A 24,372-nucleotide genomic window follows, 5' to 3' on the forward strand; every position below is an offset into this window, starting at 1 on the left:
CCCCGGCTCGGCACCTCGGCCGACCCCGGGTCGGAGGCGTTCCGCAGCAACACCGAGGCCCACCGCGCCCTGGTCGCCGAACTCCGCGAGAAGCTCGGCAGCGCCGCGCTCGGCGGCGGCGCCAAGGCCCGGGCCCGCCACACCGCGCGCGGCAAGCTGCTGCCGCGCGACCGGGTGGACACCCTGCTGGACCCGGCCTCCCCCTTCCTGGAGCTCGCCCCGCTGGCGGCCGACGGCATGTACGACGGGGCCGCGCCGGCCGCCGGCGTGATCGCCGGCATCGGCCGGGTCGCCGGACGCGAGGTGGTGGTCGTCGCCAACGACGCGACCGTCAAGGGCGGCACCTACTACCCGATGACGGTGAAGAAGCACCTGCGCGCCCAGGAGGTCGCGCTGGAGAACGGCCTGCCCTGCGTCTACCTGGTGGACTCCGGCGGCGCCTTCCTCCCGATGCAGGACGAGGTCTTCCCCGACCGCGACCACTTCGGCCGGATCTTCTACAACCAGGCCCGCCTCTCGGCCGCCGGCATCCCGCAGATCGCCGCCGTGCTCGGTTCCTGCACCGCCGGCGGCGCCTACGTGCCGGCGATGAGCGACCAGGCCGTCATCGTCCGCAACCAGGGCACGATCTTCCTCGGCGGGCCGCCGCTGGTGAAGGCCGCCACGGGTGAGGTCGTCACCGCCGAGGAGCTGGGCGGCGGCGAGCTCCACTCCCGCACCTCCGGCGTCACGGACCACCTGGCCGAGGACGACGCCCACGCCCTCTCCATCGTCCGCACCATCGTGGCCGGGCTGGGCCCGCGGGCGGCCAGGCCGTGGCCGCTGGCCCCGGTCGAGCCGCCCGCGGTGGACCCGGCCGGTCTCTACGGCGCGGTGCCGGTGGACCCGCGCACCCCGTACGACGTGCGCGAGGTGATCGCCCGGCTGGTCGACGGCAGCCGGTTCGCCGAGTTCAAGGCCGAGTACGGTGCGACCCTGGTGACCGGTTTCGCCCGGATCCACGGGCACCCGGTGGGCATCGTCGCCAACAACGGCGTGCTGTTCTCCGAGTCGGCGCTCAAGGGCGCCCACTTCATCGAACTGTGCGACCAGCGCGGCATCCCCCTCCTCTTCCTGCAGAACATCACGGGCTTCATGGTCGGCCGGCAGTACGAGTCGGGCGGCATCGCCAAGCACGGCGCCAAGATGGTCAACGCCGTCGCCTGCACCCGCGTCCCGAAGCTGACGGTGGTGATCGGCGGCTCGTACGGGGCGGGCAACTACTCGATGTGCGGCCGGGCCTACTCACCCCGCTTCCTGTGGATGTGGCCGGGCGCCAAGATCTCGGTGATGGGCGGCGAGCAGGCGTCCTCCGTGCTGGCCACCGTCCGGCGCGACCAGCTGGAGGCGCAGGGCGAGGAGTGGCCCGCCGAGGCGGAGGAGGCGTTCAGGCGCCCGGTCCGCGAGCAGTACGAGCGCCAGGGCAACGCCTACTACGCGACCGCCCGCCTGTGGGACGACGGGGTCATCGACCCGATGGACACCCGGACGGTGCTCGGCCTGGCGCTCACCGCGTGCTCCAACGCCCCGCTCCCGCCGCCCGCGCCCTACGGCGTCTTCCGGATGTGACGCCGGGGCGGGCCCGACGCCCGCTCCGGCCCCGCCTCCCGCGCGCCCTCTCCCCCTCCTTCGTACGGCTCCCCTCGACCCGGAGGAATCGCCTCCCATGTTCGACACAGTTCTGGTCGCCAACCGTGGCGAGATCGCCGTCCGGGTGATCCGCACCCTGCGGCGGCTCGGCGTGCGTTCGGTCGCCGTGTTCAGCGACGCGGACGCCGACGCCCCGCACGTCCGCGAGGCCGACGTGGCCGTCCGGCTCGGACCGGCCGACCGCAGCGACAGCTCCGCCGCCGAGACCTATCTGCGCACCGACCAGATCCTCGACGCCGCCCGCCGCACCGGCGCCCGCGCCGTCCACCCCGGCTACGGCTTCCTCGCGGAGAACCCCGCCTTCGCCCGCGCCTGCGCCGACGCCGGCCTGGTGTTCATCGGACCTCCTCCCGCCGCGGTGGAACTGATGGGCGACAAGATCAACGCCAAGGAGGCCGTACGGGCCGCCGGCGTGCCGGTGGTCCCGGGCAGCCGGGCCACCGCGCCCACCGACGAGCAACTCGTCGCGGCCGCCGAGGAGATCGGCTACCCGGTGCTGCTCAAGCCGTCCGCCGGCGGCGGCGGCAAGGGCATGCGGCTGGTCCGGGACCCGGCCGAACTGCCGACCGAGATCGCCGCCGCCCGCCGCGTGGCCCGGACGGCCTTCGGCGACGACACCCTGCTGCTGGAGCGCTGGGTCGACCGGCCGCGCCACATCGAGGTGCAGGTGCTCGCCGACGCCCACGGCACCACCGTCCACCTCGGCGAGCGCGAGTGCAGCCTGCAGCGCCGCCACCAGAAGCTGATCGAAGAGGCACCCTCCGTCCTGCTCAACGCCGAGACCCGTGCCGCGATGGGCGCGGCGGCCGTCCGGGCCGCCGAGTCCTGCGGCTACACCGGGGCCGGCACCGTGGAGTTCATCGTCCCCGGCGTCGACCCGGACTCGCCCGTCCCCGACGAGGGGGTGCGGGACTTCTACTTCATGGAGATGAACACCCGTCTCCAGGTGGAACACCCCGTCACCGAGCTCGCCGTGGTCGTCGACGGCGCCGCCGCCGACACCGGCGGGCCCGGACGACTGGACCTCGTCGAGTGGCAGCTGCGGGTCGCCGCCGGTGAGCGGCTGGGCTTCGGCCAGTCGGACATCTCCTTCCTGGGCCACGCCATCGAGGCCCGGATCTGCGCGGAGGACCCCGAGCGGGACTTCCTCCCCACCGGCGGACGCATCCTGGTGCTCGACGAGCCCCGGGGCGAAGGCGTCCGGGTGGACTCCGGGGTCGCCCCCGGCACGGTGATCACCAGCGCCTACGACCCCATGCTCGCCAAGGTCATCGTGTACGGGCCGGACCGTCCGACCGCACTGCGCAGGCTCCGCGCGGCCCTGGCGGACACCCGGATCCTCGGCGTGACCACCAACGCCGGCTTCCTCCGGCGGCTCCTCGCGCACCCCGAGGTCGCCGCGGGCCGCCTCGACACCGGCCTGGTCGAGCAGACCGCCCGGCAGGACCCCGGTCTGCTGGCCTCGCCCTACTCCCCGCAGTCCCTCCCGCCGGCCGACGGGTCGGACCACGACGGGGACACGGCTCCCGGGAGCCGTCCGGCACCCGACGGGGCCGCGTTCACCGACGCTCCCGCACCGCCGCACCTCCTCTACTACGCGGCCGCGCTGACGCGGCACCTCGACCTCGCCCCGGCGAGCACCGGCGAGGGCTGGACCGATCCCTTCTCCCTCCCCTCCGGCTGGCGCATGGGCGGCGGGGCGGCCTGGACGACCCACCGCCTCCGCGTCCCCGGCCACGAGCCCGTCGCGGTGAGCATCCGTCCCACTACCCTCGGCAACGTACCGCAGGGCACCGACATTCCCTCCGGCGTCACCCCCGAGATGGAGATCCGCCTCGGCGACGGACCGGTCCACCGGGCCCGGGCCGTCCGGGCCGGGGACCGCCTCCACCTCACCGTCGGCGGCCTGCAGACCACCTTCACCCACGTCACCGACACCGCCCCCGCGACGGCCCCCGCCTCGGCCGGGCCGGTGCTCTGGCTCGGCGTCGACGGCGACGCCTGGAGCGTCCACCCGTACGACCGGGTCGGCGAGAGCAGCGCCGCGGGCGGCGCCCACCACGGCGCCCTGACCGCGCCGATGCCCGGCACGGTCACCGTCGTGAAGACCACCGCCGGCGACCGGGTCCGCAAGGGTCACCCGCTGCTCGTCCTGGAGGCCATGAAGATGGAGCACGTCATCGTCGCGCCGCACGACGGCGTGGTGAGCGAGCTGCGCGCCACCGCGGGGGCCACCGTCGCGATGGAGGAACTGCTGGTCGTGGTCGTCCCGGCCGAGGACGGCGACGCCGGATCCACCGACGCCGGGGAGGCCGGCGCGGCCGCCCGGGACGAGAGCGCCGTGGAGGTCCGGTCATGACCACCGACGCCACCGGCACCACGGCCGGGCCGACGGCCGACCCGGACGCGCTCGACCTGGGCCTGCCCGACCCCGTGCGCTCCCCCGACCTGCCGGCCGAGGTCCGCATCCACGAGGTCGGCCCCCGGGACGGTCTGCAGAACGAGAGCGCCCTGGTGCCCGTCGAGGTGAAGGCCGAGTTCATCGGCCGGCTCGCCGCCGCCGGGCTGGGCACCGTGGAGGCGACCAGCTTCGTCCACCCGAAGTGGGTCCCGCAGCTGGCCGACGCCGAGGACCTGATGCCCCGGCTCGCCGGCCTGCCGGACCGTCACCCCGGGCTGCGGCTGCCGGTCCTGGTGCCCAACGAGCGCGGCCTCGACCGCGCGCTCGCCCACCACGCGACCGACATCGCGGTGTTCGCCAGCGCGACCGAGACCTTCGCCCGCCGCAACCTCAACCGCTCCGCCGACGAGGCCATGGCCATGTTCGAACCGGTCGTGACCCGCGCCACCGAGGCCGGCGTCAAGGTGCGCGGCTACCTCTCGATGTGCTTCGGCGACCCCTGGGAGGGGCCGGTACCGCCCGCCCAGGTGATCGGCCACGGCGTGCGGCTGCTGGAGATGGGCTGCACCGAACTGAGCCTCGGCGACACCATCGGCGTGGCCACCCCCGGCCAGGTCGGCGCCCTGCTGGACGGCTTCGCCCGGGCCGGCGTCCCGGTCGAGCGGCTGGCCGTGCACTTCCACGACACCTACGGGCAGGCACTGAGCAACACCCTGGCGGCGCTGCGCCACGGCGTCACCACGGTGGACGCCTCGGCCGGCGGCCTGGGCGGCTGCCCGTACGCCAAGAGCGCCACCGGCAACCTCGCCACCGAGGACCTGGTGTGGATGCTGCACGGCCTCGGCATCCGCACCGGGGTCGACCTGCGCGCGCTGGTCGCCACCAGCGGCTGGATGGCCCGGCGGCTCGGCCGTCCGAGCCCCTCCCGCGCCGTCCAGGCCCTGCTCGGCAAGGACCCGGCCTGACCCGGTCCGCCCCGACCTGACTCGACTCCGGCTCCGACCCCGCACCACCTGACCGCACCACCCTTCCGCCGGGCCCGTCCCGGCGGACGGACCCCGGGCCGCCGTCCCCCGACGCGGCCCCTCGACGGCCCGCGGCGACCCGCGGCGGCCCGGAGAACCACCCGACGAACGAACCGACGAACGGACGACCCGCCGGCCGACCCCGCCCGGCCGGTCGGCTCGGGGCCCACGACGTGCCCCCGTCCCGTCACCTTCCCAACCACTCGCCGCGCGCTCCCCACACCACCGGGCGGGCGCCGGTCGACCCGATTCCGGCCGAGGCCAGCGGCCCGGCCCCAGGAGGATCACCATGCTCGATCACCGGCTGAACACGGAGCACGAGGAACTGCGCCGCACCGTGGCCGAATTCGCCCAGGACGTGGTCGCGCCGAAGATCGGCGATTTCTACGAGCAGGGTGAGTTCCCCTACGAGATCGTCCGGGAGATGGGTCGGATGGGCCTGTTCGGCCTGCCGTTCCCGGAGGAGTACGGCGGCATGGGCGGCGACTACTTCGCGCTCTGCCTCGCCCTGGAGGAGCTCGCGCGGGTCGACTCCTCGGTCGCCATCACCCTGGAGGCGGCGGTCTCCCTCGGCGCCATGCCGATCTACCGGTTCGGGACGGAGGAGCAGAAGCGCGAGTGGCTGCCGCGGCTCACCTCCGGCGAGATGCTCGGCGCGTTCGGCCTGACCGAGCCCGAGGGCGGCTCCGACGCCGGCGCCACCCGCACCACGGCCCGCTACGACGAGGCCACCGACGAGTGGGTCATCAACGGCACCAAGTGCTTCATCACCAACTCCGGCACGGACATCACGGGTCTGGTGACCGTCACCGCGCTCACCGAACCGATCGCTCGTTCGAGTGAAGACGGGCAGATCCTCTCGCCACAGCGCGAGATCTCCTCCATCATCGTGCCCACGGGGACCCCGGGGTTCCAGGTCTCCAAGAAGTACTCCAAGGTCGGGTGGAACGCATCCGACACCCGTGAACTGTCCTTCACCGACTGCCGCGTTCCCGCGGCCAACCTGCTGGGCGACCGCGGCCGCGGCTACGCCCAGTTCCTGCGGATCCTCGACGAGGGCCGCATCGCGATCGCGGCCCTGGCCACCGGCCTGTCCCAGGGGTGCGTCGACCAGTCCGTCAGTTACGCCGCCACGCGCCGCGCCTTCGGCCGGCCGATCGGCGCCAACCAGGCCATCCAGTTCAAGCTCGCCGATATGGAGCTGCGCGCGCACCTCTCCCGCCTGGCCTGGCGGGACGCCGCCTCCCGGCTGCTGCACTCCGAGCCGTTCAAGAAGGAGGCCGCGATCGCCAAGCTGTACTCGTCGGAGGCCGCCGTCGACAACGCCCGCGAGGCGACCCAGATCCACGGCGGGTACGGCTTCATGAACGAGTTCCCCGTCGCCCGCTTCTGGCGCGACTGCAAGATCCTCGAAATCGGCGAGGGCACGTCGGAGGTCCAGCGGATGCTCATCGCCCGGGAGCTCGGCGTCTCCTGACCTCCGCAGCGTCCCCGTCGGCCGCGGCCGGACCGGGTCGGGCCGACCTCGGCCGACGGAACCCGCCGAGGAGGCCCCACCACGGCACGACGCGGCCCACGGCACACGGCAGGAGTGGAGCAGGCTGCCCCGGGCGCCCGGGGCAGCCTCCACCGCTCACACGCCGTCAGGGGATGACGATCACGGGACGGTTGGCCCGCCGGGCCAGACGGCCCGAGACGGAGCCGAAGATCTTGCCGAGCAGGCCGTGCGTGCTGCCGACCACGATGGCGTCGGCGGCGTACTCACGCCCGACCTCCTCGATCTCGTGGCAGATGTCGCCACCCCGCTCGACCAGGATCCAGGGCACACCCGAGAGGAAGTCGGCACAGGCGAGCTCCAGACCGAGGACCTCGGTCCGGTGGTCCGGGAGGTCGACGAAGACAGGAGGTTCACACCCGGCCCAGACGGTGGCCGGCAGGCGGTTGGCGACGTGCACGATCACCAGACCGCACTGGGAGCGACGGGCCATGCCCACCGCGTAGGCGAGCGCGCGCTCACTCGACAGCGAGCCGTCGAAGCCCACCACCACGCCGTGCTGGAACACCGGATCGCAGGGGCGTACGGGCCCCTCCTCGACGGCCGGCTCACCGGGGGCACCGGGGAGCCCCGGGGCTCCCGAACGGTCCGCACCGGGACCCAGGAGGCCACTCATCGCGGGCTCCGTCCGGTCGTCCCGATGGCCGTCGCGGCGCTCTCCACGGCGCTGACGCGAACCGGACCGGCCTCGGCGGGAGATGCCCCACGGGAAGCCCGGAGCGTCGGCCGTACCACCGGCCGCGTCCGGCTCGACCGGCCGGGAGGACTCAATACCAGCCATGGCACAAGGCTCTTCGAAGGAGATGGGCCGACAGGAGAGGACAACGCTGCCCAGGCAGCAGGCCCGCCCACGGCACGACGTCGGTCTGCGCCGAGCACCACCGTATGTGACCTGTTCCTTTCAGAGTACGACGGGCATGCGGCCCGGCCCAGTGGCCGAGCCCCGGAGCGACGGTCTTCCCGCGAACGGAGGATGCGCTCGCCGATCGCCGCGCGCCCTCTGTACGGGCGATCGCGCCCCTCCGAGAAAGAGAGAGGTTCCAAGGAGCTTGACTGAGCGGACCGGGTCGCGCAACAGGCCCTCGGGACACCGTGACCGGACTGTCATTGATCGACAACGATCCGTCGCCGCACGCCCCCGGCGCGTGTCGGCCCGGAGCGCGGGCACCACGTCGGCCTGCGTCGACGCGGGCCGGTGATCACCCTCCACCCCCACCGTCCCGCACGCCCCGCCCGCCGCACCGGCCTCGGGCGAACCAGCGGCTGCGTACCCATTCCGGCCACTTCACACGGGTTTGCGACGCCCTCTGGCAATTGCCAGATGCATACCCGGGCGCGCTGGCACCATGCTCGGCATGCCGCTGCTCCTGTTCGACCTCGACAACACGCTGCTCCCGAGGGACGCCGCTTTCCGGGCCTGGGCCCAGGACTTCCTGGCCGAACGCGGGCTCCCGCCCGGGGACCTCGAATGGCTCGCCACCATCGACGGCGGCGGCTACGTGCCGCGCAGCACCGTACTGTCCGCCGCCCAGCGCCGCTACGGCCTGGACGAATCCCTCGACCTCCTGCTCGCCCACTACCGACGCGGCATCAACTCCCACATCCACTGCCCCTCCCGGCACATCGACGCGTTGCGGACGGCCAGGGCGGCCGGGTGGACGCTCGGCATCGTCAGCAACGGCGGGACCAGGCCCCAGCTGGAGAAGATCCGCCGCACCGGACTCGGGCCGCTGGTGGACGGCTGGGTGATCTCCGAGGAGGCCCAGTGCCTCAAGCCGGACCCGCTGATCTTCGAGATCGCCGCCCAGCGGTGCGGCATCTCCCCCACCGGCGACTGGGTCGCGCAGACGTGGATGATCGGCGACCACGCGCCCGCCGACATCGCCGGTGCCGAGCTGACCGGGCTGCGGAGCGTCTGGCTGCACCACGGCCGCCCCTGGGCCGAGCCCGGGTACCGGCCGACGCTGAAGGCCGCCGGCCTGCCGGAGGCCGTCGGCCAGGTGCTCTCCGCCCGGAGCGCGCCGACACCGCGGCCGGGCATCCGCGCGGGCGGGCCGGTCCGGCGCAGGACGGTCGGCCCGACGGCGGCCGGACAGCCGGGGGCAGGGCGTGCGGTGGCGGCCCGGGTACCGGTGGCCGCGGAGGTGGCGGTGGCACCCCCGGTGGTGGCGCAGGCGGTGATGGCACAGCCAGTAGTGGCACAGGCGGTCGCGGCGCAGGCGGTGATGGCGCAGGCGGCCCCGGGTGGGGTGGTGGCCGTGGAGGCGCTGCTCGGGCCCACGGCCCCGGTGGGAGCGGGCGCGGTGGGCGCACGGCGGGCGGCCGCCACGGTGGCGGGGGTGGGCAGCCTGGTGGCCGAGGCGGTCCTCGGACAGGCGTCGGGGCCGGTGGGAGCGCAGGCGGGTGCACGGGTGGGCGCACGGTCCGCGGTGTCCGCCCCGGGCGGCGGGCACACGCCTGTTCTTGCGCACGCCCCGCTGGTCGGCGCTCCCGGCGGTCCGAAGCGGTCCGCTGTCCGAAACCGGTCTGGCGCGGTTGCTCCCGCCGCCGACGGACGCTCCTCGACGGGCGGCCCCTCCGGGGCGGCCGTACGGCCCGCCGCGGGCGCGGTGCCCACCCGTACGCGGTTCGCCGTCCCGCCGGGCCCCTTCGGCGCGGGGACGGGAACGGGGAGGGCGGCCACGCCCGGCACCGCCGCCTCCTAGGAGACGCCCGGCGGCCGGCGGCGCCCGGCGGGCAGCCGGCGGCGGCACGAGGCGGCACCAGGTGACGGCCGCGCCCGGGGGACGGCTAGCGGATCCACCAGTGGGTGCGTCCGACCTCGGCGAAGCCGAGCTTGCGGTAGAGCGGCTCGCCGAGCCGGGTGGCGACCAGGGCGGCCGGGCGGTCGGGCCGTGCCGCCAGGGCCGCTTCCAGGACGGCGCGGGCGATTCCCCGGGAGCGGTGCTCGGGGAGGGTGGTGACCCAGTAGAGGCCGGTGGCGGCGCCGTCCTCGCAGGTGAGGCAGGCCCCCGCCGGGGCGCCGTCGCGGCGGGCCAGCCAGGCGCGGACGCCCGGTTCGCGGAGCAGCGCCGGCGGAAGGGCCTCGCCCCGGATCCACGGCCGGCGTGCGGGCAGCGGGAACCCCTCGACCACCGTGCGCTCGACCTCGGCGAGGCCGTCGGCGTCGGTCACCTCATCGATCGCCAGACCGGCCGGAGCGGTCAGGACGGTCGGGACGGTCGCGGGCGCACCGCCTGAGGGTCCGTCGGGCGCCGCCCCCGACCGGCCCGCCCGCCCGTGGGGCGCCGCCTCCACCGGGCCGGGCCCGCGGGCCATGACCGCCATCGAGTGACGAAGCTCGCACCCGAGGCGGGCGAGGTCCAACCGCCGGTAGGGGTCCTCGACGGTCAGGCGCTCGCTGGACCAGGCCCGGAGGAGGCCGGCCAACTCCTCCGCCAGGGCCTCCGGTTCGCCGTACGGGCGGGTGACCACGACGCGGTGGGCGTCGTCCGGCGTCCGGGCGCAGCGGACGGCGGTCCAGCCGGGGCGGACGAGCCGTTCCCAGCCGTGCGCACGGGCCTGGGCGAGCCAGAAGGCGGCGGCGTTCTCGTTGGCCTGTTCGAGCCGGCTGTCGGTGGTCACATCAGGACCGTAGCGCGGCGGAAAAGTTCCCGTTCCGAGCCGTTTCCCGGCCTGAGTCCTGGCCGGATGGAAGCAGAAGGGCGCACGCCTGTCTGTCGTGCGCCCCTCTCGTGCACCGCCGATTTTCGGTCAATCTCACGCGACTCCCCCGCCCTTGGGCAAAGCCGCAGCCCACACCCGCCGACCGGGTCCGCCACGGCCGGACGCCCCCGGAGCAGTCCAGCGACAACTAGCCACCGTTGCACCCGCCCCCTTCCCAGAAGGGTCGACGGGTGCCACGCTTCGTGATCGAATGCATCACGCCAAATTGCCATGTCGACATAGCGTCCGATGGTGAACTTGTCACAACGGCAACGGTCCACCCGATAGATTCGATCTTGGCGAGCAGTGCCGCATCACCACACCACACCACCGAGGGGGCTTGAACGCCTTGAGCAGGGTGAGCAGGAGCGACGGGGGTCCTGACAGCGGCCGGACCGTGGCCGGTACCACGGGCCGGGCCGCGAGAAGCACCGGCGTCCCGTCCGCCGCCGCCACCCAGGGCACCTCCGCCGCCTCGTACACCTCTGCAGCCCCGTACGCCACTTCGACCCCCTCGACCCCTCAGGTCCCGTCGGCCACCTCCGCCACATGGGCCACGTCCGTCACATCGGTCGCGGCCACCGCCGGGTCCGCGTTCTCCTCGGACGCCGGACCGGCCGCCGGGGGAACGGGCGCAGGGGGGACGGGCGCCCCGTTCGGCCTCGGCCTCACCGGCAACTCCGAGCTTGCGGACACCGGCGGACGGCCCGTCAACCGATTCGGCGTCAACCACGGCCAGAATCACACCCAGAATCACGGCCAGAGCCACGCCCAGGCCCACGGTTACGGCCACGGCCAGCCGCACGGCTTCGCCGCCGGCCCGGGCGTCGGCGGCGCGGGCCCGTCCACCCCGAGCGGCGGTCCGGCCGCCGGCGCGGGCATGACCGCGAACGGTTCCGGCCACGGCTCCTCCGGAGCGGGCAGCCCGGTGTCGGCGGTGGCCTCGGCGCCCCGGAAGCTGTCCGGCCGGCGCCGGCGCGAGACCGTGGCGGTCCTGATCTTCGGCGGCGCGCCGATCTTCGAGAGCTCGATCCCGCTCTCCGTCTTCGGCGTCGACCGCCAGGACGCGGGCGTGCCGCGCTACCGACTGCTGGTCTGCGCCGGCGAGGAGGGCCCGCTGGCCACCACCGGCGGGCTGACGCTCTCCGCCCCGTACGGGCTGGAGGCGCTGGCCCGCGCCGGGACGATCGTCGTACCGGCCTGGCGCTCGATCTCGCAGCCGCCGCCGGTGGAGGCGATCACCGCCCTGCGCAAGGCCCACCACGAGGGCGCCCGGATCATCGGCCTGTGCACCGGCGCCTTCGTGCTCGCCGCCGCGGGCCTGCTGGACGGCCGTCCGGCGACCACCCACTGGATGTACGCGCCGACCCTGGCCAAGCGCTACCCCCGGGTCCACGTCGACCCGCGCGAGCTGTTCGTCGACGACGGCGACGTGCTGACCTCGGCCGGCACGGCGGCCGGCATCGACCTCTGTCTGCACGTGGTGCGCAGCGACCACGGCGCCGAGGCGGCCAACGCGCTGGCCCGCCGGCTGGTGGTGCCGAGCCGGCGCAGCGGCGGAGGACAGGCCCAGTACATCGATCAGTCTTTACCTGAGGAGATCGGCAACGACCCGCTCGCCGAGGTGGTCACCTGGGCGCTGGAGAACCTCAACCAGCAGTTCGACGTCGAGGTGCTGGCGGCGCGTGCCTACATGAGCCGGCGGACCTTCGACCGGCGCTTCCGCACGCTCACCGGCAGCGCGCCGCTGCAGTGGCTGATCACCCAGCGGGTGCTGCAGGCCCAGCGGCTGCTGGAGACGTCGGAGCTGTCGGTGGACGACGTCGCGCGCCGGTGCGGTTTCCGCTCGCCGGTGGCGCTGCGCGGGCACTTCCGGCGCCAGCTCGGGGTGTCCCCCGCCGCGTACCGGACCGGCTACCGGGCCCGTCGGCCCGGGCCGCAGTCGGGCGCGCAGGTCCCGCACCAGGGCGACCCGCGGCTGGCGGGCGCCCCGGTGCCGTCGGCCGGCGGCGCGCATCCGGCCGCGGCGGTCGCCGGGGCCGGTGCGGGCGGGATGGCCGGCGGGGCCGCGCTCGGGCAGGCCGGTCATCCGGGCGGTCCGTCGGGGCACGGCGCGCACCCGGCCCAGCCGCACTCCGGCAACCCGGCGCACCCGGGCCAGCACGGTCCGTACGGGCAGCACGGGCACGCGGGTCAGTACGGCGGCCAGCAGGGGTTCCACGCCCGTCCGGCGCAGCCGTACGGGCAGCAGCCCCAGCACCAGCAGCCGCAGCACCAGCCGCACCCGGGGCAGCCGCATCCGGCCCAGCCGGGTGCGGGGCGCGGTCCCGCGCGGCCGCCGATGGTGCCGGCGCAGGCCGGTCCCGGGGCGGGGCGGCCGACCCGGACGGCGGAGCACGCGGCCGCGGAGGACGGACATCCGCAGCCGGGGGCGCGCGGCCAGGGCCAGGGGCACCGGAACACGGGCGAGCGCACGGCGCACGAGGCGGCACCCGGTGCCGGCAACGGCGGCCGGGGTGTGGCGGGCGGCGGGCGGGTGCCGGCACCCGCGGCGCCCGGCGGTCCGGACGGTCGGGCCCGCCAGGCCAGCGGTTCGGCGACGAACCACGGCCCGGCACCGGCGCACGCCCAGGCCCAGGCGTCCGGACAGGCGTCCGGCCACGGGCAGCCCTCCGGCCACGGCGGACCGGCGCGGCCGCCAGGCCAGGAGCACCGCCCGTACGACCGGGTCGCCGCCGACGGACGCCACGCCGGCGACCCGACGGGCGAGCCGGACGGCGACGGCCCGGAGCCCGCGCAGGACGGGGGACGGCCGGGGCGGGCCCAGGACGCCCGCACCCCGGGCCCCGCGTTCGGCGCCACCGGTGCCCGCGGCGCGTGATCGCGCCGTAGGGTGAGTGACGTGAATGACCGTTTGGTATGGATCGACTGTGAGATGACAGGCCTCGACCTCGACCGGGACGCCCTGGTCGAGGTCGCGGCGCTGGTGACGGACTCCGAGCTGAACATCCTCGGCGAGGGCGTGGACGTCATCATCCGCCCGCCCGCCGAGGCGCTGGCGAACATGCCCGAGGTGGTGCGCGCCATGCACACCTCCTCCGGCCTGCTCGACGAACTGGAGCACGGCGTGACGCTCGCCGAGGCCGAGGCGCTCGTGCTGGCGTACGTCCGCGAGCACGTACCGGAGGCCGGCCGGACGCCGCTGTGCGGGAACTCCGTGGCCACCGACCGGGGTTTCCTCTCCCGGGACATGCCCGCGCTGGAGGGCCACCTGCACTACCGGATCGTGGACGTCTCCTCGATCAAGGAGCTGGCCCGGCGCTGGTACCCGAGGGCGTACTACAACAGCCCGCAGAAGGGCGGTAACCACCGGGCTCTCGCGGACATCCGCGAGAGCATCGACGAACTGCGGTACTACCGCGAGGCGGTGTTCGTTCCCCAGCCCGGCCCGGACACCGACACCGCGCGCGCGATCGCCGAGAAGTACCAGGCCCCGACCGACTGACCGTCCGCGGCCGCCCCCGGCCTCCCGATCCGGCCGCTCCCGACCGCCCGGATCGGGAGGTCCCGCCGGGTGCCCGCGCGGGGGCGGCCGAAACCCTGGCGCGAGCACCCTCTCGGATCCTGTAGAGTTCTTCCTGTCGGAACGGGAACGCGAGAGCGGGAACGGACCGGACAGATGGTGGGTGTAGCTCAGTTGGTAGAGCACCTGGTTGTGGTCCAGGTGGCCGCGGGTTCGAGTCCCGTCACTCACCCCAGAGCCTGAGGGGCCGATCTCTTCAAGAGATCGGCCCCTCAGGCGTTTTGCGTCGCGCCGGGCGGTCCGGGCGGACGCGGGGCCGCCGACGGGTCGCCCAACACCCCTGTGTCGCGACTCACATCACTCCTCCCCCCTCGATGCCGGTTCCGGGTTTTCCCCCGACGGGTCTGCCGCCAGAAGCTACCGACTAGTAACATGCCGCCATGACCACTACCTCGATCGGCCAGCTGCTCGACTCCACCGTGCCGATGGCGCACACCCTCAAGCTCGAGTACCTGGAGACCACCCCTGAGCGCGCCGTGCTGCGGCTGCCCGACCAGCCGGAGTACCGCAACCACGTCGGCGGGCCGCACGCCGGCGCGATGTTCACGCTCGGCGAGACCGCGACCGGCTGCGTGGTCCTGGCCGCCTTCGGCGACCAGCTCTCCCGGGCCGTGCCGCTCCCGGTGCACGCCGAGGTCGACTACAAGAAGGTCGCCACCGGCGAGGTCGTCGCCACCGCCACGCTGGGCCGCCCGATCGACGAGGTCGTCGCCGAGCTGGACGCGGGCACCCGCCCGGAGTTCCCGGTCACCGTCGAGATCACCCGCGGCGACGGCGCCGTGACCGGCGTCATGACCGTCGTGTGGACCCTGCGCCCCAACTCCTGAGCCCCGGGCCCCGACTCCCGCGCCCCGACGGGCCGGGCCCGGGCGGGCCGAGTCCCGAAAGGCCGGGCCCGTCGGGCCGGGAGCCCTCGCGGCCGGGCCCAACTCCGGACGCTCCCGGCCGTCCTGGCCCGGCCTCGGACGGCCGGCCGCGACAGCCGCGCCGAGCCCCGCCGCGAGGGCGGGCGATGACTGTCCGTGACGGCCGGCGTGACCTCACGGTGAGTCCGCTCGTTCTCGACTGAGTGCGAGCCAATCACACGACCAAGGCCCCGGGCCCCGCCCGGTGCGGCGCCCGTACGAGCGGTCCGGGCGGCGGCCGGCCGGTCCGGCCTCGCGTGCTCGCGGCGGGCGGGGCACTGATCGCGCAGCTCTGGGGACTCGGACTGAACGCCTCGGGCGCGTACGCGGTCACCGCCGACCCGGCGCCCGGCCCGGCCGGTGGCATCGTCCGCCCGCTGAACGACGGGCGGACGGAGGACGGCGGGAGCGCCCCGCGTGACGGTCGACGCCCGTCCGCGGGGCGCGCGCTCGGCGGCGGACCGGCCGGCTCGGCGGGAGCGGGCGACCCATGGCCCGGCTCGTCAGGGGCACCGGGCCCGCCGGGGACGTCCGACCCGGCCCGGCCCGGGCAGGCGGCGGCACCGGGCCTGCTGGGGGCGCTGACCGGTTCGGCCGCCTCGGTGGTGCCGGTGCCCGGGCCGGCGAACCCGTCCGCGACCGCCGGCGAGATGTTGCAGGACCGGATCAAGGCGGGCGCGCTGCCACTGCCCGGCAGCCAGGGCGCCGACCCCGGGACCGTGCCGGACGCGTTCGTGATCGCCTCCGGGCTGCTGTCCGCCACGCCCGCTCAGGGCGGCCGCGACCCGGTGCCGCGGGCCCCCGGGGACGACCCGCCGACGGACGCGGACACCGCGGACCGCGCCCGCTCCGAGGCCGGGGCGGCGGGCGGGTCCGTCACGGTGGGTCAGCAACGCGGTCCGGCCGCCCCGCCCCCCTCGCCGGGGCCCGCCGGGGTGGCGGGCCCCGGCGGGCAGCCCGGCGGCAGCAGGCCGGGAGCCGTGGGCGCGACGGGTGAACCGGTCGGCGCGACCGGGGTGTCGGCGCAGCGGACGGGTGACCGGGAGTTCGCCCTCCCGGGCGCCGACGCGGCGGCGGTCACCCGGGGGGCGGGCACCGGACCGGCCGTCCTCGCCCCGATCACCGCCGGACTGCTGCTCACCGGCGCGGCCATGTACAAGCACCGCGGCCTCCCGCGCGGGCATTGAGACCCGCGGGCATTGAGACACCCGGGCGCTGAGGCACATGGGCATTGAGGCACACGGGCACTGTGGCGCCGCCACCGGGCGGGGCCTCGCTCAGCGCGCCACGTCGAGGGCCAGCAGGGGCAGTTCCCGGCCCGGGATGGACTCGGAGGGCGTGACGCCGATCCGGGTGGCGCCCATCGCCAGGTAGAAGGGTTCGGCGTTGGGGTCGGAGTCGATGGTGAGCCGGGTGAACCCGAGCGCCGCCGCGGTGGCGCGGACGTGCCCGACGAGCAGCCGGCCGACGCCGTGTCCGATCGCCGCCGGTTCGACGAACAGCATGCCCAGCGCGCCCTCCGGGGGTGCGCCGACCAGGGTCACGAAGCCCAGCACCCGGCCGTCCCGTTCGGCGACGGTGGTGCGCCGTTCCTCGATCAGCCCGGCGTCCAGGGTCAGTTCGTCCCGGCAGGCGGCCATGAACGCCTCGTCGTAGCCCCAGTACGCCTTGGAGCGCAGGGCGACGTCGGTGAGCTCGGCCGCCTCGTCGGGACGGGCCGGCCGGAGGTGGATCCGGGGCTGCATGGGGTCTCCGTTCGTACGGGACCGGGGTCACCGCCCGCGCACGGGCGCCCGGTCGGTGAAGGGCTCGCACTCGTGGAAGTCCTGCGGCCGGCGGAAGGTTCCCGGTCGAACCGCACCGTCACGGCTCAGTGGAAGGCGCCGGGCGGCGGTGCCGGGGAGGGCGCGGCGGTCGCGTCGGTGGCCGGGGCCGCGCCGGCCGCGAAGTCGACGAGCGGGCGGCCGTGTTCGACCCGTCCGAGGGCGGCGTCGGTGGCGACCCGGCGGGTCAGCTCGGCGACCGGGAGCGGGGTGTGCGCGGCGGCCAGCACGAGGTTGCCGAAGCGCTTGCCGCGCAGCACGGCCGGGTCGGCGATCAGGCACCGCTCGGGGAAGACCGCGCCCAGGGTGGCGACCTGCGAGCGGGCGAACGGGAGCGCGGAGCCGTCCGTGATGTTCGCGGCGTACCAGCCGCCGGGCGCCAGGGCGCGGGCGGCGAGCGTGGCGAACTCGACCGTGGTGCAGTGCGCCGGCACCCGCGCGCCGGAGAACACGTCCGTGATCACCAGGTCGGCCACGCCCTCCGGGGTGCGCTCCAGCACCTCCCGGGCGTCCGAGCCGCGCACCTTGATCTGCCAGCCGCGGCGCAGCGGCAGTTCGGTGCGGACGAGTTCGGTGAGCGCGGTGTCGATCTCGGCGACCTGCTGGCGGGAGCGCGGACGGGTGGCCGCGACGTAGCGGGCCAGGGTCAGGGCGCCGCCGCCGAGGTGCAGCACGGTGATTGGGCGGCCGGGCGGGGCGACCAGGTCGATCAGATGGCCCAGCCGGCGCTGGTACTCGAAGCCGAGGTGGGCGGGATCGGCGAGGTCCACCATGGACTGCGGGGCGCCGTCGATCAGCAGCGACCAGGCGGCGGAGCGATCGCGGTCGGGACGCAGTTCCGCCAGGCCCGAGTCGACGGGACGGGAGAGCGGGCCCTGGGCGTGGGTACGCCCTTCGGCGCCGGTGGCCGCCTGCTCCACCGCGGTGCGGCCCGGTGAGGTGCGTCCGGCCCTGTTGCTTCGTCCCATCGGGCCATTATCGCCGCCGGACCGGACGTCTCCGGTCGTGAGCCCCGGCCACGGGCTCCGGCCGCGAGCCCCGGCCGTACGCGCCCCGGCCGGCGGCGCCGAGCCCCGAGGGCCGGGTGGGCCGGGTGGGAGAGAAGGGAGGGAGGGACGGGACCGCGGGCGCTCAGAACGGACCGAGGCCGCCCGCCGTGAGCGTGCACGCGGCCTCGCAGAGGGCGGAGCGGAGCACCCAGGCGTCCGTGGGACGGGCCGCGCAGTCGGGGCCGGCGGGGGGCATCACCCAGCGCGGATCGGTGGCGGGCAGGACGAGGGCGCCCGTCGTGCACGAGCTGCCGGGCAGGTGCCAGGTCTCCGAGGTGCCGGCGGGGACGAGGAAGGAGACGGTGCTGCCGTTGCGGCTCTGCAGCACCACCCCGCAGGCCCGGCGCAGCCGCAGGATGTCCACCGCCTCCAGGCCGTGCCGCAGCGCGACCGTCACGGTGTCGTACGCGGCCACCACGGCGCCCTCCTCCCGCGCCGGCCCGGACCCGGCGGTCGGGCCGGCGGCCGTGGCCGGTACCGGCCCCGCGGCCGCCAACCGCCGGCCCGCCGCTCCGGGGCCGCCACCGACGCACGGCACGCGGTCGGCGGGGAGCTCGTCGGCGGACTCGGGCAACAGGGCGGCCACGGCGGCGGCGAGCAGGCCCGCGGCGGCCGGACGGTGGTACTGCGGCACTCCGGTGGCCATCGCGGGCCCTCCTGTCACCTCGTCAGGTCGGAAGCGGCGCCGCCCGGGGGGGTGGGGGTGGGGCGCCCGCTCGGCCGGCCGCAGGCGGTGGACCGGGCGGCGACCTGGCTTCCACGCATCAGGACAACGTGAGGGGCGCGCCCCAGGCCACGGGGCGACTTACAGCAAGGCATGGCATTTCATGGCAGAACCCCGCAACTATGCCCGTTTTGTACCCAATTGACAGCACATAGCCCATGAACTCGCCGTACCGAACCGGTAACTGCGGGTACTGTCGGACCGCACGCCGCACCTCGTACGACCACGGAGCGCAGCATGGCAGCCACCCCACCGGCCGAGCCCAACCGCCCGTCACCCAACACCGTGATGCGTGGGCTACGCGGCGACCGTTCGCCGGGCGAGTTCGCCACCGCGGTCCGCCGGGCGGCCCGGGAGATCGGCGAGCACGTGTCCTGCGACGCCCGCTACGTCGGCCGGGTCGAGGCCGGCGAGATCCGCTGTCCCAACTACGCCTACGAGCGAGTGTTCCGGCACATGTGGCCGGACCGCACCCTGGCCGACCTCGGGTTCGCCCCCCGGACGGCCGTCCGACGCCGCTCGGCGGAAGGCCCCGCGGCACCCGTCGAACCCCCACCGCACCCGGCCGCTCCGGCCGGCCCCGACCCGGCCCGCCCAGAACCGCCGCCCACCGGCCCGCCACCCCGAACGGGCCCGACCCCGCACCCGAACCGACCCCGCACCGACCCGCCCGGCCTCCCCACGGCACCCCAACTCGACCGGTTGTTGCATCAGTTGCCGCACCCGCGCGCACCGCGCTCCACCTCGACCCCGTACGCTGCTCCGCCGTACCCGGCGTCGCACCCGGCGACGCCCGCACCGGATTTGGTACGGCCGGCGAGGCCCGTGACCGCGTCCGGGCGGCCCGGTGGACCGCATCGGGCCGGCGAAGGGCACCGGCCCGACGGGCCGCACCATCTCGACGAGGAGAACGACGACGTGCGTCGCCGTACGTTCCTGACCGGCCTGGCCGGCGGCTCGACCGCCCTGGCCGACGCCATCGGCCTCGACCGGCCCGCCGCGGCCGCCGCCCCGGGCCGGTACACCGCTCCCCCGGCGGGCCCGGCCACCCCGACGGCCCCGGTGACCGCCGGCCCGGCGGCCGACCCGGGCCTGCGGGTCCTGCCCGGCCGCCCCGGCCCGGTGCCGGCCGCGCGCAGGGTCGGCGCGGCCGAGGTGCTCAGTGTCCAGCAGGCCGTGCGCGACATCCGGCTGGCGGACGACGTGCACGGCGCGGACGCGCTGTTCGAGCTGGCCGGTCAGTCGCTGCGCACCGCGTACGTGCTGCTCAACGAGTGCGAGTACAGCGCCGAGACCGAGCGCGACCTGCAGTCCGGCGCCGGTGAACTGGCCATCTCGGTCGGCTGGTTGGCACACGACTCGAACCGGCTGGCGGACGCCCGCTCGTTCTACGCCGAGGCGCTGGCCACCGCCCGGATGGCGGGTGATGCCGCCCTGGAGGCGCACGTCTTCAGCAACGGCGCCTTCCTGGCCCGGGACTCCGGCCGCCCCCGGGAGGCCCTGCGGGCGGCCCAGGCCGGGCAGTCCGCCGCCCGCCACCTGGGCTCCGACCGGCTGCAGTCCCTGCTCGCGATGCGCGAGGCCGGCGGCTGGGCACTGCTCCAGGACCGCGCCGCCTGCGAGCGGGTGCTCTCCCGGGCGTACACGCTGTTCGACCGGGGCCCGTCGGAGGACGACCCGGAGTGGATGTCCTTCTTCGGGGAGGCGGAGATCGCCGGGCTCCAGGCGCAGTGCTGGTCCGCCCTCGGGGACTGGGACCGCGCCAGCGAGCAGGCCGGGCTGGCCATAGCGCTCCAGGACCCGCACTTCGTCCGCAACCGGGTGCTGTACACCGCCGAGCTGGCCCACGACCGGCTCGGCCGGGGCGACCTGGCCGGGGCCGCGGCGCACGGCAGCGCGGCGGTGGCCCTGTTCGAGGAGGTGCGCTCGGCCCGGATCAGGAGCATGCTCGCGGACACCGCCGACCGGCTGCGGACGCACCGGGCGGTGCCGGAGGTCGGCGGCTTCCTGACCGCGTACGACCTGGCGACGGCGGCCTGAGGCGCGCCCGTCCTCCCCCGGCGGTCCGTCAGGGGGAGGGCGGGCGGCGGGCGTCAGTGCTGCCCGAGGTCCTGCAGGTGGGCGAGGTCGTTCCAGACCTCCACGGCCGGCGCGCCGTACTCCCAGCTGAGCACGGAGAGCGCGGCGGTGCCGAGCTTGAAGCGCTGCGCGTACTCGGGCGGCAGGCCGAGCCAGCGGGCGGTGAGGATGCGCAGCAGGTGGCCGTGGGCGAAGAGCACCACGTCACGGTCGGCGCCGTGCATCACGGTGGTGTCGTGCGCGGGCACGCCGTGCTCCTCGTTGAGGCCCGCCAGGAAGGCGTCCACCCGGGCGGCGACCTCGGAGAGCTTCTCGCCGCCGGGCACGCCGTCGCGCCAGATCAGCCAGCCCGGGTGGTCGGTGTCCCGGATGTCGTGGCCGGTGCGGCCCTCGTACCGGCCGTAGTCCCACTCCAGCAGCTCGGGGCGGTCCACCGCGCGGTCGCCGAACCCGGCCAGGACGCAGGTCTCCCGGGCCCGGTCCAGCGGGCTGGTGTAGACGAGGGCGTCCGGGAGTCCGTTCCAGGGGGCCGCGGCGAGACGGGCGCCGAGGGCCCGGGCCATCGCGCGGCCCTCCTCGGTGAGCGGGATGTCGGTACGGCCGGTGTGGCGGCCGGTGGCCGACCAGTCGGTCTCGCCGTGGCGGACCAGCACGATTCGGGCGGGCATGGCGGAGCTCCTCGCTGCGGGGCGGTGGCAATGGTCGCGGCTCTCACCATCGAGCACCGGGGCTCCATGATCCCTCACCCCGCCCGCCCGCACTCCACGAGGGCGAGCGGGGGCGGGAGCAGGGGCCCGCCTCCGCCGGCCCGCCCCGCCGGGAACGTCCGGGCCCTCCGGGAACGTCCGGGGCCCTCCGGGAACGTCCCGAGCGCAGCCTTCACCCCGGATTGTCGGACCCGGGTGCGACACTGGGCCGCACCATGAACGTCTCGACGAACGTCACGTCCGGCGGGCGCCCTGAGCCGCTCGCCCAGCGGCTCGCCGAGCTGCGCGGTCCCGCCCCGCAGCGCAGCCTGAACGCCCGCTCCCTCGCCGCGCTCGCCGCCAATCCGGGCTGCCACCGCCGCGCCGTGCTCGATGCCGCCGGGGTCGACAAGTCGGCCCTGGCCGGCCGGCTCGGACGGCCCGCGCCATTCGGCCAGTCGCCGTTCGCCATAGCCCGCGGCGTGATCTTCGAGTCGCGGCTGAAGGAGGACGACTACGCGGCGCTGCTGGAGCCGCTGCGCCGGAGCCTCGGCCTGCCCGCGGACGGCGCAGTCCCGCTCGCCGTCCCCGATCTGCTGCGCCGCTCCGGCCCGGCGGTACGGGCGGAGCGCACGCTCGCCGCGCTCGCCGAGGCGGTTGCGGCCCCGGAGACCTGGACGCTGCTGGACCATCCGATGCTGCGGCTGGACGTGGCCGGCAGCTCCGCCTACCTGGAGCCGGACGCCGTCGTGGTGCACCAGGGCCGGTGCACGGTGGTCGAGATCAAGTCCTTCCCGGTGCTGGACGGCAGCGCGGACCCGGCCAAGGTCGGCGCCGCCGCCCGGCAGGCCGCGGTGTACGTGCTGGCGCTCCAGGAGGCGGCCGCCGCGCTGGCCGGCCGGGAGGCCGAGGCCGACCCGTACACGGAGCAGCGGCTGCCGGGCAGCCCGCGGCTGAGCGTGCTGCTGGTCTGCCCGAAGGACTTCGGGAACCGGCCGACGGCGGTGGCGGTGGACGTGCGCCGGGAGCTGGCCACCACGCGCCGCCAGCTGAGCCGGATGACCGGGATCGGACGGCTGCTGGAGGCGCTGCCGCCGGGCGCGAGCTTCGACCTGGCGCCGGACGAGGCGGGGGTGCCCACCCGGCCGGCGGAGGAGCTGGCCGCGGCGGTCGAGGCGGTGCCGGCCGCGTACAGCCCGGACTGCCTGTCCACCTGCGAGCTGGGTTTCCACTGCCGGGCCCGGGCCCGCTGCGACGACCGGGTGGAGCAGCTGGGCCGGGGGGCACGCGGCGAGCTCGGCAGCATCCGTACGGTGACCGGGGCGCTGGCCGCCGCGTACGGCGAGGCCGGGCCCGCCGCCGCGGGAACGGCCGAGGACGCCCCGGGCACCGGGACCGCCGACGCGGCCGGCGACACCACCGAGGCGGTCGACCGCCTCGCGTACGCGGCGGCGCTGCGGGCCGAGGCGCTCGCCGCCGCCGGGCTCCCGACGGCAGGACCGGCGGGACCGACCGCAGGAGCGGTGACGGCAGCGGTGACAGGACCGACCGCAGCAACGGTGACAGGACCGGTGGGAGCCGCCCGATGAGCCTGCTCACCACCCTCGCCCGGCTGGAGGCCGTCCGCAGCGGCCGGGCCGAGCCGCTCGCCACCGTCCGGCACCGGCACCTGTCGGACCGCCCGATGGTCGTCGTGCCGCTGGCCGCCGCCGGTGAGGCGGGCGCGCCGCTGGCCGTGCTGCTGGGCACCGACCGGGAGGCGCCGCGGCTGCACCTGGTGCCGCAGCCGCTGAACCGCACCCTGCGCTTCGACTACCTGGCCGAACTGGCCGCCGACCTGCTGCCGTACCTGGAGTCCTTCGGCGAGGACGTCGAGCGGATCGAGGGCTCCGAGAAGGACCCGGAGACCGGCGAGAAGACCGAGGTGGTGCGGGAGCTGTGCGCCGACGCCCCGCAGCTGATCGTGCCGAACGTCGCCGCCGTGCGGCACCTGGCGCTGCTGGGCCGCTCCACGCGCTTCCGCCGCACGATCGAGGACGACGAGCCGGGGCCGTACCCGGCGCCGGCCCGGGTGCCGCTGCTGGGCCGCTGGCTGACCCACCTGACCGACCGCGCCCAGGTGCCCGGCAGCAGCCTGCTGCTGCCGATGACCGGGCTGCTGGCCCGGCACTGGGCGACCGGCCAGAGCCACCTGGAGGACCAGCACCTCGCCGCCCTGCTCGCCTGGCACACCGCGCCGGAGGGCACGCACGGCTCCCTGGCGGCCGAGCGGGCGGAGTCCACCCGGGACGCCGCCGGGCAGCTGCTGCACCCGCCGGCCGGGCCGACCACCGATCCGCGCTTCGACGAGCTGGTGCTCGCGCCGGCGATCGCGCGGTACGACGCCGCGGTCTCCGTCCTGCTGGGCGCCGACCCGACCGGGGCCGAGCCGGCCCGGGCGGCGGTCAAGGGCGCGGTCGAGCAGCTGCACGTGGTGCTGGAGCGGGTGCTGCTGCCCACCTGGCGGGACGTCTGGACGGGGCTGGACCTGCTGCGGGCGCTGCCGCCGGCCGCGCACCTGGATGAGCGCTGGACGGGCGACCGCTGGTCGTACACCGGCCACCGGGACCGCCTGGCGGCGGGCGAGCCGCCGCAGCCGCGGCAGGACGACGCGGTGACGGCCGCCCGCAAGCTGGCCCAGCGCGAGCGCGAGCAGGCCCGGCTGGAGGTCCAGGAGGCGCTGGACGACCCGCTGGCGATGGCCGGGCACCGGCTGGCCGGCGAGGCGTTCGCGGGCGAGGTCGTCGAGGTGGTGCCGGACTGGGACACCTCCGGCCGCTCGCCCAAGCCGCGCCCGCTGGTGACCGTGCGCACCGCCGACCGGCCGCACGCCGACCTCGGCCGGGAGGCGCACCGCGCGTACGCCGAGAAGTCGCAGAAGGCGGTGATCGCGGAGGCCGACCCGGAGGGCGGGACGGTCACCGTGCGGATCACCTCGGGCATGGGCAACGGCAGGGAGCCCAAGCCGGGCAGCCTGCCCGAGGTGGGCGACCGGGTCACCTTCACGCTGTTCGAACTGACGGTCCGGCAGGCGGCTCCGCTGCCCGAGCCGGACGACACCCCGTGGACGCACGGCGGCCCGCCGGGCGCCGACGCGCTCCCCGGCCCC

At 75.9% G+C, this 24,372-nt stretch carries 16 protein-coding genes, 1 tRNA gene and 2 pseudogenes; 13 read left to right on the forward strand and 6 right to left on the reverse strand.

Features of this window, described 5'->3' with window-relative positions:
* The 4 genes from ACWEQL_RS29445 to ACWEQL_RS29460 all read left to right on the forward strand — a co-directional run.
* Positions 1-1,608, forward strand: a 1,608-nt coding sequence (locus ACWEQL_RS29445; RefSeq protein WP_452153377.1) for a carboxyl transferase domain-containing protein, incomplete at its 5' end; no start/stop codon positions are given.
* Positions 1,609-1,705: 97 nt separating this feature from the next.
* Positions 1,706-4,048, forward strand: a complete 2,343-nt coding sequence (locus ACWEQL_RS29450; protein ID WP_452153378.1) for an acetyl/propionyl/methylcrotonyl-CoA carboxylase subunit alpha — start codon at positions 1,706-1,708, stop codon at positions 4,046-4,048.
* Entirely contained in the window at positions 4,045-5,055 is a 1,011-nt protein-coding gene (locus tag ACWEQL_RS29455) for a hydroxymethylglutaryl-CoA lyase (RefSeq protein ID WP_452153379.1), read from the forward strand. The genes ACWEQL_RS29450 and ACWEQL_RS29455 overlap by 4 nt, the downstream gene beginning before the upstream one ends.
* Positions 5,056-5,404: 349 nt before the next feature.
* Positions 5,405-6,592, forward strand: coding sequence for an acyl-CoA dehydrogenase family protein (locus ACWEQL_RS29460; RefSeq protein WP_452153380.1), 1,188 nt, complete (start codon positions 5,405-5,407; stop codon positions 6,590-6,592).
* Positions 6,593-6,758: 166 nt separating this feature from the next.
* Here the strand turns inward: ACWEQL_RS29460 and ACWEQL_RS29465 are convergent.
* Positions 6,759-7,193, reverse strand: a pseudogene (locus ACWEQL_RS29465) (universal stress protein); the annotation flags it as partial.
* Positions 7,194-8,025: 832 nt separating this feature from the next.
* On the opposite strand from ACWEQL_RS29465, the gene ACWEQL_RS29470 reads away from it, so the two are divergent.
* Positions 8,026-9,375 carry an HAD-IA family hydrolase gene (locus ACWEQL_RS29470; RefSeq protein ID WP_452153381.1) on the forward strand — a complete coding sequence of 450 codons (1,350 nt, stop codon included), beginning with the start codon at positions 8,026-8,028 and terminating at the stop codon, positions 9,373-9,375.
* A gap of 85 nt (positions 9,376-9,460) precedes the next feature.
* Here the strand turns inward: ACWEQL_RS29470 and ACWEQL_RS29475 are convergent, their stop codons facing one another.
* Positions 9,461-10,294, reverse strand: coding sequence for a GNAT family N-acetyltransferase (locus ACWEQL_RS29475; RefSeq protein WP_452153382.1), 834 nt, complete (start codon positions 10,292-10,294; stop codon positions 9,461-9,463).
* A gap of 961 nt (positions 10,295-11,255) precedes the next feature.
* On the opposite strand from ACWEQL_RS29475, the pseudogene ACWEQL_RS29480 reads away from it, so the two are divergent.
* From ACWEQL_RS29480 to ACWEQL_RS29500, 5 genes and pseudogenes are all read left to right on the forward strand, one after another.
* Positions 11,256-12,533, forward strand: a pseudogene (locus ACWEQL_RS29480) (helix-turn-helix domain-containing protein); the annotation flags it as partial.
* A 744-nt stretch (positions 12,534-13,277) separates the two neighbouring features.
* Positions 13,278-13,880: an oligoribonuclease gene (orn, locus tag ACWEQL_RS29485; protein WP_452153383.1), complete on the forward strand. Its 603-nt coding sequence runs from the start codon at positions 13,278-13,280 to the stop codon at positions 13,878-13,880.
* Between the two features lie 177 nt (positions 13,881-14,057).
* Positions 14,058-14,133: transfer RNA gene (locus ACWEQL_RS29490), tRNA-His, on the forward strand.
* A 205-nt stretch (positions 14,134-14,338) separates the two neighbouring features.
* Positions 14,339-14,785, forward strand: a complete 447-nt coding sequence (locus ACWEQL_RS29495) for a DUF4442 domain-containing protein (RefSeq protein WP_452153384.1) — start codon at positions 14,339-14,341, stop codon at positions 14,783-14,785.
* 335 nt (positions 14,786-15,120) lie between these two features.
* Entirely contained in the window at positions 15,121-16,050 is a 930-nt protein-coding gene (locus ACWEQL_RS29500; protein ID WP_452153385.1) for a hypothetical protein, read from the forward strand.
* A gap of 90 nt (positions 16,051-16,140) precedes the next feature.
* Here the strand turns inward: ACWEQL_RS29500 and ACWEQL_RS29505 are convergent, their stop codons facing one another.
* The 3 genes from ACWEQL_RS29505 to ACWEQL_RS29515 all read right to left on the reverse strand — a co-directional run bounded on the left by ACWEQL_RS29505 (position 16,141) and on the right by ACWEQL_RS29515 (position 18,381).
* Positions 16,141-16,608: a GNAT family N-acetyltransferase gene (locus tag ACWEQL_RS29505; protein ID WP_452153386.1), complete on the reverse strand. Its 468-nt coding sequence runs from the start codon at positions 16,606-16,608 to the stop codon at positions 16,141-16,143.
* A gap of 125 nt (positions 16,609-16,733) precedes the next feature.
* Positions 16,734-17,654 (reverse strand): spermidine synthase, encoded by a 921-nt coding sequence (locus tag ACWEQL_RS29510; RefSeq protein WP_452153387.1) that lies wholly within the window; start codon positions 17,652-17,654, stop codon positions 16,734-16,736.
* Between the two features lie 163 nt (positions 17,655-17,817).
* Complete coding sequence (locus ACWEQL_RS29515; RefSeq protein ID WP_452153388.1) at positions 17,818-18,381, reverse strand: hypothetical protein; 564 nt, start codon at positions 18,379-18,381, stop codon at positions 17,818-17,820.
* Positions 18,382-18,696: 315 nt separating this feature from the next.
* Between ACWEQL_RS29515 and ACWEQL_RS29520 the strand changes: the two genes are divergently transcribed.
* Positions 18,697-20,499, forward strand: a complete 1,803-nt coding sequence (locus ACWEQL_RS29520; protein ID WP_452153389.1) for a hypothetical protein — start codon at positions 18,697-18,699, stop codon at positions 20,497-20,499.
* A gap of 53 nt (positions 20,500-20,552) precedes the next feature.
* On the opposite strand, the gene ACWEQL_RS29525 is transcribed toward ACWEQL_RS29520, so the two are convergent.
* Positions 20,553-21,206 carry a histidine phosphatase family protein gene (locus ACWEQL_RS29525; protein ID WP_452153390.1) on the reverse strand — a complete coding sequence of 218 codons (654 nt, stop codon included), beginning with the start codon at positions 21,204-21,206 and terminating at the stop codon, positions 20,553-20,555.
* A 254-nt stretch (positions 21,207-21,460) separates the two neighbouring features.
* On the opposite strand from ACWEQL_RS29525, the gene ACWEQL_RS29530 reads away from it, so the two are divergent.
* The gene (locus tag ACWEQL_RS29530) at positions 21,461-22,813 is read left to right on the forward strand and encodes a hypothetical protein (protein ID WP_452153391.1); all 1,353 of its coding nucleotides are present in this window, start codon (positions 21,461-21,463) and stop codon (positions 22,811-22,813) included.
* On the forward strand, positions 22,810-24,372 hold a 1,563-nt coding region (locus ACWEQL_RS29535), incomplete at its 3' end, for a hypothetical protein (RefSeq protein WP_452153392.1). The genes ACWEQL_RS29530 and ACWEQL_RS29535, both read left to right, overlap by 4 nt.

The organism is Kitasatospora sp. NPDC004240, assembly GCF_053603215.1.